12 protein-coding genes and 1 riboswitch are annotated in these 12,878 nt (G+C 71.9%); of the genes, 6 read left to right on the forward strand and 6 right to left on the reverse strand.

The features are described 5' to 3' along the window. Positions 1–15 precede the first annotated feature (15 nt). The 6 genes from ACIQFX_RS34460 (at position 16) to ACIQFX_RS34485 (ending at position 7,199) form a co-directional block, all read left to right on the forward strand. On the forward strand, positions 16–780 hold the full coding sequence (locus tag ACIQFX_RS34460) for a GntR family transcriptional regulator (protein ID WP_402471615.1): 765 nt from the start codon (positions 16–18) through the stop codon (positions 778–780). A gap of 261 nt (positions 781–1,041) precedes the next feature. Further along, the gene (locus ACIQFX_RS34465; protein WP_402471443.1) at positions 1,042–1,296 is read left to right on the forward strand and encodes a DUF3311 domain-containing protein; all 255 of its coding nucleotides are present in this window, start codon (positions 1,042–1,044) and stop codon (positions 1,294–1,296) included. Then, on the forward strand, positions 1,293–2,921 hold the full coding sequence (gene mctP, locus ACIQFX_RS34470; RefSeq protein WP_402471445.1) for a monocarboxylate uptake permease MctP: 1,629 nt from the start codon (positions 1,293–1,295) through the stop codon (positions 2,919–2,921). The genes ACIQFX_RS34465 and mctP overlap by 4 nt, the downstream gene beginning before the upstream one ends. 74 nt (positions 2,922–2,995) lie before the next feature. Beyond that, the gene (locus ACIQFX_RS34475; protein WP_402471448.1) at positions 2,996–3,496 is read left to right on the forward strand and encodes a GNAT family N-acetyltransferase; all 501 of its coding nucleotides are present in this window, start codon (positions 2,996–2,998) and stop codon (positions 3,494–3,496) included. Between the two features lie 13 nt (positions 3,497–3,509). Further along, positions 3,510–3,674: riboswitch (cobalamin riboswitch) on the forward strand. Positions 3,675–3,804: 130 nt separating this feature from the next. Continuing rightward, complete coding sequence (locus tag ACIQFX_RS34480) at positions 3,805–6,183, forward strand: ribonucleoside-diphosphate reductase subunit alpha (protein ID WP_402471450.1); 2,379 nt, start codon at positions 3,805–3,807, stop codon at positions 6,181–6,183. After that, positions 6,183–7,199 (forward strand): ribonucleotide-diphosphate reductase subunit beta, encoded by a 1,017-nt coding sequence (locus tag ACIQFX_RS34485; RefSeq protein ID WP_402471452.1) that lies wholly within the window; start codon positions 6,183–6,185, stop codon positions 7,197–7,199. The genes ACIQFX_RS34480 and ACIQFX_RS34485 overlap by 1 nt, the downstream gene beginning before the upstream one ends. A gap of 68 nt (positions 7,200–7,267) precedes the next feature. Here the strand turns inward: ACIQFX_RS34485 and def are convergent, their stop codons facing one another. The 6 genes from def to ACIQFX_RS34515 all read right to left on the reverse strand — a co-directional run bounded on the left by def (position 7,268) and on the right by ACIQFX_RS34515 (position 12,816). Next, a complete protein-coding gene (gene def / locus ACIQFX_RS34490; RefSeq protein ID WP_376487607.1) occupies positions 7,268–7,903 on the reverse strand; it encodes a peptide deformylase in 636 nt (211 codons plus the stop codon). Positions 7,904–7,971: 68 nt separating this feature from the next. Beyond that, positions 7,972–8,952, reverse strand: coding sequence for a tetratricopeptide repeat protein (locus ACIQFX_RS34495; RefSeq protein ID WP_367827445.1), 981 nt, complete (start codon positions 8,950–8,952; stop codon positions 7,972–7,974). 79 nt (positions 8,953–9,031) lie between these two features. After that, entirely contained in the window at positions 9,032–10,321 is a 1,290-nt protein-coding gene (locus ACIQFX_RS34500) for an HD-GYP domain-containing protein (protein WP_402471455.1), read from the reverse strand. After that, on the reverse strand, positions 10,318–11,697 hold the full coding sequence (locus ACIQFX_RS34505) for an HD-GYP domain-containing protein (protein ID WP_402471617.1): 1,380 nt from the start codon (positions 11,695–11,697) through the stop codon (positions 10,318–10,320). The genes ACIQFX_RS34500 and ACIQFX_RS34505 overlap by 4 nt, the downstream gene beginning before the upstream one ends. A 148-nt stretch (positions 11,698–11,845) precedes the next feature. Beyond that, on the reverse strand, positions 11,846–12,163 hold the full coding sequence (gene rsrA, locus ACIQFX_RS34510) for a mycothiol system anti-sigma-R factor (protein WP_376487610.1): 318 nt from the start codon (positions 12,161–12,163) through the stop codon (positions 11,846–11,848). Next, the gene (locus ACIQFX_RS34515; RefSeq protein WP_352186978.1) at positions 12,160–12,816 is read right to left on the reverse strand and encodes a sigma-70 family RNA polymerase sigma factor; all 657 of its coding nucleotides are present in this window, start codon (positions 12,814–12,816) and stop codon (positions 12,160–12,162) included. Before ACIQFX_RS34515 ends, rsrA begins: the two co-directional genes overlap by 4 nt. Between the last annotated feature and the right edge of the window lie 62 nt (positions 12,817–12,878).

The raw sequence follows: 12,878 nt of genomic DNA on the forward strand, positions 1-12,878 counted from the left end.
TCGGGAAGGCAGGCCATGGCCACGGACGCGGGCGGCACAGAGACAGAGGGCGGGGCAGTCACCCGCACCGCGCGCGTGCCCAAGTACTACCGGCTGAAGCGTCACCTGCTCGACATGACGGAGACCCTCCCGCCCGGCACGCCGGTGCCGCCGGAGCGCACCTTGGCCGCCGAGTTCGACACCTCGCGGACCACCGTGCGCCAGGCCCTTCAGGAGCTGGTCGTCGAGGGGCGCCTGGAGCGCATCCAGGGCAAGGGCACCTTCGTCGCCAAGCCCAAGGTCTCCCAGGCCCTGCAACTCACCTCGTACACCGAGGACATGCGGGCCCAGGGCCTGGAGCCGACCTCGCAGCTCCTCGACATCGGGTACGTGACGGCGGACGACACCCTCGCCGGCCTGCTCGACATCTCCGCCGGCGGCCGCGTCCTGCGCATCGAGCGGCTGCGGCTGGCGAGCGGCGAGCCGATGGCCATCGAGACCACCCACCTGTCGGCGAAGCGCTTCCCCGCGCTGCGCCGGTCCCTGGTGAAGTACACCTCCCTCTACACCGCGCTCGCCGAGGTGTACGACGTGCACCTCGCCGAGGCGGAGGAGACCATCGAGACCTCCCTCGCCACCCCGCGCGAGGCCGGGCTGCTCGGCACGGACGTCGGCCTGCCGATGCTGATGCTCTCCCGCCACTCCCTCGACGGCCAGGGCGAGCCGGTGGAGTGGGTGCGCTCGGTGTACCGCGGCGACCGGTACAAGTTCGTCGCCCGCCTCCAGCGCCCCAACGGCTGATCCCACCCGGCACCCGGGCCGAACGGACCGCAACCGCACCACCATTGGTCTAGACCCTGACGATCCCCCGTGCCGCGTCGGAACGCGGCGCGGAAGGCGGTGCGGAACGCGACGCGGAAGACCGCGGGCGGCCCGGGGCAGCCGGTTGTGACGAATTCCCGAAGAATCGACTCCGTTATGCGGACGGGGGTTCCCTGCGGCGAACGCGTCCCCTAGATTTCCCCACCATTACCGAGGTGATCAGCGAGGGGACGATTCGCCGTGCCAGAAGCGACACAAGGGAAACAACCGGCCATCACCCCCTTGAGGGTGGTGATCGCGCTCTGCTTGTTCGCCCCGTTCGTGGCGATGCTCTGGGTGAGTTCGTACGCGAAGGCCGAACCGGTCTTCGCCGGCATCCCGTTCTTCTACTGGTACCAGATGCTCTGGGTACTGGTCTCCACCGCGCTCACCATGGTCGCGTACCAGCTGTGGCAGCGCGACCAGCGCGCCCGCAAGGGAGGTGACGCGCGATGAAGGACGGCGTGAACGGCGTGGCGCTGGGCGTCTTCGTCTTCTTCTTCGTGGCCGTCACGGTCATGGGCTTCCTGGCCGCGCGCTGGCGCAAGGCCGAGAACGAGCACAGCCTCGACGAATGGGGCCTGGGCGGACGGTCGTTCGGCACCTGGGTGACCTGGTTCCTGCTCGGCGGCGACCTCTACACCGCGTACACCTTCGTCGCCGTCCCGGCGGCCATCTACGCGGCGGGCGCGGCCGGCTTCTTCGCCGTGCCGTACACGATCCTGGTGTACCCGCTGATCTTCACGTTCCTGCCGCGCCTGTGGTCGGTCTCGCACAAGCACGGGTACGTGACCACCTCCGACTTCGTCCGGGGCCGCTTCGGCTCCAAGGGCCTGTCGCTGGCGGTCGCGGTCACCGGCATCCTCGCCACCATGCCGTACATCGCGCTCCAACTCGTCGGCATCCAGGCCGTCCTGGACGTGATGGGCGTCGGCGGCGGCGAGACCACCCACTGGTTCATCAAGGACCTGCCGCTGCTCATCGCCTTCGGCGTCCTCGCGGCCTACACGTACTCCTCGGGGCTCCGCGCGCCCGCGCTCATCGCCTTCGTCAAGGACACCCTGATCTACATCGTCATCGCCGTGGCCATCATCTACATCCCGATCAAGCTCGGCGGCTTCGACGAGATCTTCGCCAAGGCCGGCGAGGCCTACGCGCAGACCAACCCGGCGACCGGCAAGCCGCGCGGCACGCTCGTCCCCGGCGAGGCCGGCCAGTGGACGTACGCGACGCTCGCGCTCGGCTCGGCGCTCGCGCTCTTCATGTACCCGCACTCGATCACGGCGACGCTGTCGTCGAGGAGCCGCGACGTCATCCGCCGCAACACCACGATCCTGCCGCTGTACTCCCTGATGCTGGGCCTGCTCGCGCTGCTCGGTTTCATGGCCATCGCCGCCGGGATCAAGGTCAAGAACGGCCAGCTCGCCATCCCGCAGCTCTTCGAGACCATGTTCCCGGACTGGTTCGCGGGCGTGGCCTTCGCCGCGATCGGCATCGGCGCGCTCGTCCCGGCCGCGATCATGTCGATCGCCGCGGCCAACCTGTTCACCAGGAACATCTACAAGGACTTCATCAAACCGGACGCGACCCCGGCGCAGGAGACCAAGGTCTCCAAGCTGGTCTCGCTCCTGGTGAAGGTCGGCGCGCTGGCCTTCGTCCTCACCATGGACAAGACGGTCGCGATCAACTTCCAGCTGCTCGGCGGCATCTGGATCCTGCAGACCTTCCCGGCCCTCGTCGGCGGCCTGTTCACCCGCTGGTTCCACCGCTGGGCGCTGCTCGCCGGCTGGGCCGTCGGCATGGTCTACGGCACCGTCGCCGCGTACGGCGTCGCCAGCCCGACCCAGAAGCACTTCGGCGGCTCCTCCGCCGAGATCCCCGGCATCGGCGAGATCGGCTACATCGGCCTCACCGCCTTCGTCCTCAACGTCGTCGTCACGGTCGTCCTGACCTTCGTCCTCAAGGCCGTCAAGGCCCCCGAGGGCGTCGACGAGACCTCGCCCGAGGACTACACGGCGGACGCCGGCGACGCCGCGACCGGCTCGTCGGACCGCGCGAAGGTCGGCGCCTCGGTGCACTGACCCCGCGCACGCGCACAGGAGGGGCCCGGGAGATCCCGGGCCCCTTTCGCGCGCGGTGGGGGCAGACTGCCCTCATGGACATCGTGATCAGGGCGGTACGGCCCGAGGAGTACGAGGAGCTCGGCGATCTCACCGGACTCACCTATCTGAACGACGGGCTGCTGCTCCACGGCGAGGACGACTTCTACCTGGCCGTGCTCCGCGACACGGCCCGGCGGGCCCGCGAGAGCGAGGTGCTCGTCGCCGCCGACCCGGAGAGCGGCATCGTCGGCGGGGTGACCTTCGCCGCCGGAGGCACCACCTGGGCGGACATCGCGGTCGCCGGCGAGGCCGAGTTCCGGATGCTGGTGGTCGCGCCCGCGGCCCGCGGCAGGGGCGTCGGAGAAGCGCTCGTACGCGCCTGCGCGGACCGGGCGCGGGCCCTCCCCGGCTGCGCGCGGCTGGTGCTCTCCACGGACGCGAAGATGGTCGCGGCGCACCGGATCTACGAGCGGCTCGGCTTCGTCCGCACCCCCGATCGGGACTGGGAGCCGATCCCCGGCCACGCGCTGCGGACGTACGCGCTGGAGCTGTAGCCCCACGACCGACACAACATGTGGGGGGTGCCGTCAGCGGTGCCCCCCACATGTATGCTCATCCTCGCTGTCGACGCAGGGGAATCCGGCGCGAATCCGGAACTGTCCCGCAACGGTGTGCTTCGTGCGGTTTCGTACGGAGTGAGTCCGAGGACCTGCGGCAGCGCGCCCGGTCCTTCCGTTCCGGGTGCCACTGACTTCCGGGCCTCGCGGAGTGGGCCGGTGGACACGGCGCGTCCGGCATGACGGACGCCCCCCTGCCCGCCTTCCCCGTCGCGGCCCCGAGCCGAGCGAGGGAGAGCCCCCACGTGACCATCGCGCCCGCCGATCCGGCTTCGGCCGAGGCTTCCGCGGTCGAGAGCGACGGCCCCGGGACCGTGCTGCTGCGGACCCTGACCGACCTCACCGCCGATCTCCCCGACACCGACCCCGGCAAGATCGCCGCCGCCGCGCTGCGCGGCCGCAGCGCCGCGTCGGACGAGGCGGAACTGCGCGAGCTGGCCACCGAGGCGGCCGCGGGCCTGATCGCCGAGGACCCGGCGTACTCCCGGCTCGCCGCCCGGCTCCTGACGATCACCATCGCCGACGAGGCGGCCGACCAGGGCGCGGTCTCCTTCTCCGCCTCCGTCGCCGTCGGTCACCGCGAGGGCCTGATCGCCGACCGCACCGCCGCCTTCGTCGCACTGCACGCGGACCGGCTCGACACCCTGATCGACCGGGACGCCGACGACCGCTTCGGCTACTTCGGCCTGCGCACCCTCTACTCGCGCTACCTGCTGCGCCACCCGATCACCCGCAAGGTGATCGAGACCCCGCAGCACTTCATGCTGCGCGTCGCCAGCGGCCTGGCCGAGGACGACAGCGTCCGCGCGCTCGACGAGGTCGCCGCGCTGTACGGGCTGATGAGCCGCCTGGACTACCTGCCGTCCTCCCCCACGCTCTTCAACTCCGGCACCCGCCACCCGCAGATGTCCTCCTGCTACCTCCTGGACTCCCCGCAGGACGAGCTGGACTCCATCTACGGCCGCTACCACCAGGTCGCGCGCCTGTCGAAGCACGCCGGCGGCATCGGGCTCTCCTACTCCCGCATCCGCGCCCGCGGTTCGCTGATCCGCGGCACCAACGGCCACTCCAACGGCATCGTCCCGTTCCTGAAGACCCTCGACGCCTCCGTCGCCGCGGTGAACCAGGGCGGCCGCCGCAAGGGTGCCGCCGCCGTCTACCTGGAGACCTGGCACGCGGACATCGAGGAGTTCCTGGAGCTCCGCGACAACACGGGCGAGGACCAGCGCCGCACGCACAACCTGAACCTGGCGCACTGGATCCCGGACGAGTTCATGCGCCGCGTCAACGCGGACGCCGACTGGTCGCTGTTCTCGCCGTCGGACGTGCCCGAGCTCGTCGACCTGTACGGCGAGGAGTTCGACGCCGCCTACCGCGCCGCCGAGGCGAAGGGCCTGGCCCGCAAGACGATGCCGGCCCGCGACCTGTACGGCCGGATGATGCGGACCCTGGCCCAGACCGGCAACGGCTGGATGACCTTCAAGGACGCGTCCAACCGGACCGCGAACCAGACCGCCGAGCCCGGCACCGTCGTCCACTCCTCGAACCTCTGCACCGAGATCATCGAGGTCACGAACGACGGCGAGACCGCCGTCTGCAACCTCGGTTCGGTGAACCTGGGCGCGTTCGTCACCGGCGGCGACATCGACTGGGAGCGCCTCGACGAGACCGTCCGCACGGCCGTCACCTTCCTCGACCGGGTCGTCGACATCAACTTCTACCCGACCGAGCAGGCCGGGCGCTCCAACGCCCGCTGGCGGCCGGTCGGCCTGGGCGCGATGGGCCTCCAGGACGTCTTCTTCCAGCTGCGGCTGCCGTTCGACTCCGCCGAGGCGCGCGCGCTGTCCACCCGTATCGCCGAGCGGATCATGCTCGCCGCGTACGAGGCCTCCGCCGACCTCGCCGAGCGCAGCGGCCCGCTGCCGGCCTGGGAGCAGACCCGCACCGCCCGCGGCGTGCTGCACCCCGACCACTACGACGTGGAGCTCAACTGGCCGGAGCGCTGGGCCGCGCTGCGCGAGCGGATCGCCGCCGTCGGCATGCGCAACAGCCTGCTCCTGGCCATCGCGCCGACCGCGACGATCGCCTCGATCGCCGGCGTGTACGAGTGCATCGAGCCGCAGGTCTCGAACCTCTTCAAGCGCGAGACGCTGTCGGGCGAGTTCCTCCAGGTCAACTCGTACCTCGTCGACGAGCTGAAGAAGCTCGGCGTGTGGGACGCGCAGACCCGGGACGCGCTCCGCGACGCCAGCGGTTCGGTGGCCGGCTTCGGCTGGATCCCGGCCGAGGTGCGCGAGCTGTACCGCACGGCGTGGGAGATCCCGCAGCGCGGCCTGATCGACATGGCGGCGGCCCGCACCCCGTTCCTGGACCAGTCGCAGTCGCTGAACCTGTTCATGGAGACGCCGACGATCGGCAAGCTGTCGTCGATGTACGCGTACGCCTGGAAGCAGGGTCTGAAGACGACGTACTACCTGCGCTCCCGCCCGGCGACCCGGATCGCCCGCGCCGCGCAGGCGTCGACGGCGACCGCCGCCCCCATCCCCGTCCAGCAGGCGGTCTCCGACGCGGACGCCCTCGCCTGCTCCCTGGAAAACCCCGAGTCCTGCGAGGCCTGCCAGTAATGAGCACCACCGAACGCAAGAACCTCCTCGACCCGGGCTTCGAGCTGACCCTCCGTCCGATGCGGTACCCGGACTTCTACGAGCGGTACCGGGACGCGATCAAGAACACGTGGACGGTGGAGGAGGTCGACCTCCACTCGGACGTCGCCGACCTCGCCAAGCTCACCCCCGGTGAGCAGCACATGATCGGCCGTCTGGTCGCGTTCTTCGCGACGGGCGACTCGATCGTGTCGAACAACCTGGTGCTGACGCTCTACAAGCACATCAACTCCCCGGAGGCGCGCCTGTACCTGTCGCGCCAGCTGTTCGAGGAGGCCGTGCACGTCCAGTTCTACCTGACGCTGCTCGACACCTACCTGCCCGATCCGGACGACCGCGCCGCCGCGTTCGACGCGGTCGAGGAGATCCCCTCCATCCGCGAGAAGGCGCAGTTCTGCTTCAAGTGGATGGACTCGGTCGAGAAGATCGAGAAGCTGGAGACGGCCGCCGACCGCCGCCGCTTCCTGCTCAACCTCATCTGCTTCGCGGCGTGCATCGAGGGCCTGTTCTTCTACGGCGCCTTCGCGTACGTGTACTGGTTCCGGTCCCGCGGTCTGCTGCACGGCCTGGCCACCGGCACCAACTGGGTCTTCCGCGACGAGACGATGCACATGAACTTCGCCTTCGAGGTCGTGGACACCGTCCGCAAGGAGGAGCCGGAGCTCTTCGACGACGCCCTCCAGCAGCAGGTCACCGACATGCTCAGGGAAGCCGTCGAGGCGGAGCTGCAGTTCGGCCGCGACCTCTGCGGCGACGGCCTGCCCGGCATGAACACCGAGTCCATGCGCGAGTACCTCCAGTGCGTCGCCGACCAGCGCCTCCAGCGCCTCGGCTTCGCCCCGGTGTACGGCTCCGAGAACCCCTTCGCGTTCATGGAGCTCCAGGGCGTCCAGGAGCTCACCAACTTCTTCGAGCGCCGCCCGTCCGCCTACCAGGTGGCCGTCGAGGGCTCGGTGGACCTGGACGAGGACTTCTAGGCCACGGCCGCACGGAGAAGGGCCCCGCACTCGGCGAGTGCGGGGCCCTTCTCCGTGCGGTCGCGCGATCAGGCGTTCGGCACCGTCTCGTAGCGCGGGGTGCCCTCTTCCATCTGGCGGAGGGCGTCCTTGCGGTCGCGCTTGGAGAGGCGGTCGATGTACAGGTAGCCGTACAGGTGGTCCGTCTCGTGCTGGAGGCAGCGGGCGAAGTAGCCGGTGCCGCGCACCTTGATGGGGTTGCCCTGGGCGTCCTGGCCGTGGACCTCGGCGTAGTCGGGGCGGGCCAGCTCGGCGTAGGCGGTCGGCACGGACAGGCAGCCCTCGTTGGACTCGTCCAGGACGCGCAGCTCGGCCGGGAGCTCCTGGAGGACCGGGTTGACCACGACACCGGTGTGGCGGACGCCCTCGTCGTCGGGGCAGTCGTAGACGAAGACCTTGAGGTCCACGCCGATCTGGTTCGCGGCCAGGCCCACGCCCTCGGCGGCCTTCTGGCTGGCGAACATGTCGTCGATCAGCTGGGCGAGCCCGGCGTCGAACTCGGTGACGTCCTTGCACTCCTTGTGGAGCACCGGGTTGCCGACGACCGTGATCGGGCGGGCAGTGCCGCGCTCGCGGTAGGCGAGCTCGCGCGCCTCGCAGTCCTCCGTGTCCACGACGAACCCGTCGTTGATCTGCGTCTGCTCGTCCGTCTCCTGCTGCGCCATGTCCGGCCGCGCCCTTCTGAAAACCCGATTCCGTCGGGGGACAGCCTACGGGCCCGTGGCCGCAGGCCTCAGCAGACCTCTTCGAGATCCCGCCACTCACGGCTGTCGGGGCTGTCCGCCACCCAGCCGTCGAGGAGCCCGCGCACGAGCCCCGCCGGGGCGGCGATGCCGCACTCGCGCTCCGGCACCCACAGCTCGCCGGGCGAGCGGTGGCCGAGCGGCCCGGGGTGCCCCGGCTCGCTGTGGTCGTGCGGGTCGGAGTGCTCGCCCTCGCCCTCGGCGCTCGGCATGGTCGACTCGGAGCAGGCACGGCAGAGCAGCCGCACGGACGACGACCAGTCCTCGGCCGCGAAGCCCGCCTCGGCGGCGAGCTGCTCCAGGGCGTCCCGGTCGTCCTCGGTGGCGGCCTCCAGGAGGACCACCCAGGTGGGGACGGGGGACGGCGCCCACAGCTCGATCTCGTCGAAGACCGGGTAGGACGGGCCGGCGGTGGTGGTCCGCTCGCCGTTCGGCACGCCGTCGTGGAGGACGACCTCGCCCCAGCGGCGCCCGGAGGACGGCAGCGGGATGGAGAGGACCTCGATCCGGGCCGGGTCGAGCCTGCGGCCCCACACGACCTCTGCCTCGCCCTCGGGCGAGAGCCGGACGGCGGCGCTGCCCAGCTCCATGCCGGCGGGCTCGCCGGTGCCGGCGGCGGCTCCGGGCACCTTGAGGCCGTAGGCCTGCCAGGCCCGGCGGGCCAGCGGCCAGTCCTGGAGCGCGGTGGCGGCGATGCCGACGTTCCACCAGTCGGGGGCGCCGGTCTCCTTGTCGAGCAGCGCGACGGCGCGCAGCCCGGCCGCCCGCGCCTGCTCCCAGTCGTGGCGGAACTTGTGCAGCAGCGCCAGGTTGAACCAGGACTCGGAGAGCCAGGGCTCCAGATCCGCCGCGCGCGTCAGGAGTGCGCCCGCGTCCTCGTACCGGCCGTCGCCGATCAGCGTGAACGCCCGGTCGGTGGCCTGCCGCCACGAGGCGGAGGGCCGATGCCGTACCTTCCCGAAGATCTTCACGATTCCCGCCTGCCGGTCGCTTCACCCTCTTGTTCGCATCCAACCATGCCCGGTCGGACGCGCGCTCATTACCCATGGGTTACCCCGGGGGGACGGAGGTCACCCCAGCGGCTCCGCCCCGCGCCAGGACCCTGGCCAGGCATTCGACGACATCCGGGTGATAGTCGCGGGCGGTGCCGAGCCTGAGGCGTTCGAGCGCGCCCAGGGCCGCGCCCGCCCCGTCGCCGGCGAGATCGTCGTAGGCGTTCACGGTGCGGACGATCCGGGCGGGCACCGGCTGCTCGCGGTAGGGGTCGGCCTGGCGCTCGACGATCACGGCGACGGAGGCGGCGACCCCGGTCCTGCGGACCACCTCGCCGCCCAGGAGGGCGATCCGGCGCTGCTCCTCGGCGGGCAGCAGGGCGGTGGCGCCGCCCGCGACCGGGTCGACGAGCGAGAGCTGTCCGATGTCGTGCATGAGCGCCGCGTGTTCGAGGACGGTCAGCTCGGGCCCGGAGAGGCCCAGCTCGCGCCCGACGGCGGTGCTGAGGGCGGCGACCCGGCGGGCGTGCCCGGGCGCGGTGCAGCCGGCGATCTCGGTGGCGCGGGCGAGGGAGGCGATGGTCTGCCGGTTGACGGTCCGCACGGCCGCGTACCGCCGGAAGGAGACCTGGGTGAGCAGCAGGGGCACGGCGAGCACGGGCAGCGCCCACGGCCCGGCGGCGGCCACGCCGAGCGCCATGACGGTGCCGGTGGCGCAGACGGCGGATCCGATGCCGAGGAGGGCGCGCAGTTCGTCGCGGAGGAGGGGGCCGTACGGGAATCCGGTGCGGGCGCGGAGCACGAGGGCGGCGAGGACGGCGTCGCACAGGGCGGTGAGGACGAGCAGGAGGACCAGGAAGAGGGCGTACCAGGGGCCCTGGCCGAGGCGGTCGACGACGACGCCCGCGTTGTAGAGGGGCTGGAAGCAGAGGGCGGCGAAGCCGACGGTGAGGACGCGGCGGGCGAGGTGGTCGAGGGCGGGGTCGTGACCCCGGGCGAGGTGGGGGACGATCCCGGCGAGGCCGGCGGCGACGACGACGGCGACGATCTGGAGGACGCCGTGGGTGGTGGCGGTGCCGGCGCTCTGCCCGAGCAGGGCGTACGCGAGGGCTCCGGCGGCGGCGAGCGGCGCGGGCTCCCGCTCCCGGGTCCCGTCGGCCGCGGAGGGTGTCCCGGGGCCGGGGGCGGGTCCCCAGCGGGCGAGCTCGCCGAGGGCGACGAGGGTGCCGAAGGCGAGGGCGTTGCCGGGTTCGTCGACGCCGTGCCAGAGGGTGGAGGCGAGGCCGGCGAGGCTCAGCAGGAGCGCTGCGCCGTACAGGGCGCCGACGGTGGCGGCGCCCGGCCTCACGCGCGCTCCTTCGGCCGGCCGGTGACGGGGGCGTCCGCCTCGCGGGGCGGCGGGACCCGGTCCGGCTGCGGGGCCTCGTCGGCGGTGACGGCGGGCTGCCAGCCGTGCCGGTCGAGGGCGCGGACGAGGGCGGCGACCATCCGGGGGTCGAACTGGGTGCCGGCGCACCGCTCCAGTTCGGCGACGGCGGTCGGCACCGGTCGGGCCCTGCTGTAGGAGCGGGTGGAGGTCATGGCGTCGAAGGCGTCGGCGACGGCGACCACCCGGGCGAATTCGGGAATCTGCTCGCCGTGCAGGCCGTACGGGTAACCGCTGCCGTCCATGCGTTCGTGGTGGTGGAGGATCGCGGACCGGGCCTCGCCGAGGAAGCCGATGCCCCGGACCATCTCGTGGCCGTACTCCGGGTGGAGTTCGATGACCCGCCGCTCCTCGGGGGTGAGGGGCCCGTCCTTGCGGAGGACGCGGGTGGGCACGCCGAGCTTCCCGACGTCGTGCAGGATGCCGGCGAAGCGGACGACGTCGAGCCGGTCCTCGGCCAGGCCGAGTTCACGGGCGATCAGGACGGAGGCGTGGCCGACCCGTTCGCTGTGGCCGCGGGTGTACCGGTCCTTGATGTCGACGGCCTGCACGAGGGCGCGGATGGTGGCCTGGTGGGCGGCGCGCTCGCGGTGGTACTGGGCGAAGACCCAGCAGGAGATGTACATCGGGAGCAGCACGAACAGGGCCGCGACCGCCCCGTAGGTGCTGCGCCAGAGGACGGCCATCATCAGCCCGGCGAGCCCGTGCACGAGGTGCGGGGCGAGCGCCCGGCCGAGGAGGCCGCGCCAGGCGGCCCGGAGGGGCAGTCCGTCGGCCGTCGCCCTGATGCCGCCGTCGAGGGCGGTGAGGGTCAGGCAGAAGGCGAGCGCGGCGGCGGCCGCGGGCAGCAGCGCGTACGGCAGGTCGGGGGCGTCCGGGCCGCGGCCGAGGGCCGCCGGGCCGCCGAGGAGGCCGGCGGTGGCCGCGGCGGCCCAGGCGGCGAGGGCGGTGGAGGCGGTCCGCCAGGCGCGCCGCGGCCCCGCGGGGGGTTCCTCGACGCGGGCGAGGAGGCCGGCGGGCAGCGCGGTGAGCGCCGCGGCGGCGGGCGGCAGGAGGAGCGCGGCGGCGAGGAGCACGGGGAAGAAGGAGCCGGTGCCCACGGGGACGGAGCCGCCGAGGGCGCGGCCGAGGAACCGGCAGCGGGCGGGCAGCTCGCAGAGCGCGTACAGGGCGGCGAGGAGCGCGGCCGTGCCCCAGGGGACGGCCGCGCCGGGGCGCAGCGCGGGCAGGGCGCACGCCCCGGCGCCGAGCAGGGCGCAGGCGATGTACACGCGTGCCGCTCGCGGAATGACCTTCACGCCCATCACGCCCGTCACGCTAGCGAGTCGGGCGGCGCCGGACGGCGCGGTGCGGGTGATTCGCACCATCGGGTGATACAAGCTGATATATGCGTGAGGCCGCCGCGAGCGCGTCGCGGCGGCCTTCGTGCCCGGTGGTGCGGGAGCGCTACTCCTGCGGGGCCGGTGTCGCCGGGGCGCTCGCCGTGACGTCCTGCTCGGGCACCAGGTGCCCGGCGCGGATCAGGTCGATCCGGCCCATGACCTTGGCGCGCAGGTCGGTGGGGACGTCGTCACTGCCGCAGCAGCGCTTGACGAGCTTCTTCACCGCCTGCTCCAGGCCGTACTTCTCCAGGCACGGGGAGCACTCCTCGAAGTGCACCTCGAACTTGGTGCAGTCGCTGTCGGGCATCTCGTTGTCGAGGAACTCGTAGAGATGATCCAGGACCTCTGAGCAATCCGTCTCGTGCGGCTCTCCGCAGCTCATGAGCCCGAGCCTTTCAGATCGTTCGACGACTCTCCGGCGCCCGCGGGTACCAGCCCGCGGTCGCGGGCGTAGTCCTCGAGCATGCCGCGCAGCTGGCGGCGTCCCCGGTGCAGTCGGGACATCACCGTACCGATGGGTGTCCCCATGATGTCCGCGATCTCCTTGTACGCAAACCCCTCGACGTCGGCGAGATAGACGGCGATGCGGAACTCCTCGGGAATCGCCTGGAGCGCTTCCTTCACGTCGGAGTCGGGCAGGTGGTCGAGCGCCTGCGACTCGGCGGAGCGCAGACCGGTCGACATGTGCGACTCGGCGCGGGCGAGCTGCCAGTCCTCGATCTCCTCGGCGGCGCTGCGCTGGGGCTCACGCTGCTTCTTGCGGTACGAGTTGATGAAGGTGTTCGTGAGGATCCGGTAGAGCCACGCCTTGAGGTTCGTGCCCTCGCGGAACTGGTGGAAGGATCCGTACGCCTTCGCGTAGGTCTCCTGCACCAGGTCCTCGGCGTCCGCGGGGTTGCGCGTCATGCGCAGCGCGGCCGAGTACATCTGGTCGAGGTAGCCGAGGGCGTCCCGCTCGAAGCGCGCGTTGCGCTCCGCGGTCGTCTCCTCGGGGCCGTCGTCGGTCCCTGTGTCGGTCCCAGTGACCGGACCCACCTCCTCCAGCGCGGCGGCGAGCCCGGGGGCGGACCCGCTCGTTTCGGAGGATAGACGAGGAA

Origin of the sequence: Streptomyces sp. NPDC093089 (genome assembly GCF_044754405.1) — a bacterium.
GTDB lineage: Bacteria > Actinomycetota > Actinomycetes > Streptomycetales > Streptomycetaceae > Streptomyces.

Excerpts from the sequence above, each read along its gene's own strand:
- ACIQFX_RS34475 (WP_402471448.1), top strand. The coding sequence starts at position 2,996 with ATGGACATCGTGATCAGGGCGGTACGGCCCGAGGAGTACGAGGAGCTC.
- ACIQFX_RS34485 (WP_402471452.1), top strand. The coding sequence starts at position 6,183 with ATGAGCACCACCGAACGCAAGAACCTCCTCGACCCGGGCTTCGAGCTG.
- rsrA (WP_376487610.1), bottom strand. The coding sequence starts at position 12,163 with ATGAGCTGCGGAGAGCCGCACGAGACGGATTGCTCAGAGGTCCTGGAT.
- mctP (WP_402471445.1), top strand. The coding sequence starts at position 1,293 with ATGAAGGACGGCGTGAACGGCGTGGCGCTGGGCGTCTTCGTCTTCTTC.
- ACIQFX_RS34460 (WP_402471615.1), top strand. The coding sequence starts at position 16 with ATGGCCACGGACGCGGGCGGCACAGAGACAGAGGGCGGGGCAGTCACC.
- def (WP_376487607.1), bottom strand. The coding sequence starts at position 7,903 with ATGGCGCAGCAGGAGACGGACGAGCAGACGCAGATCAACGACGGGTTC.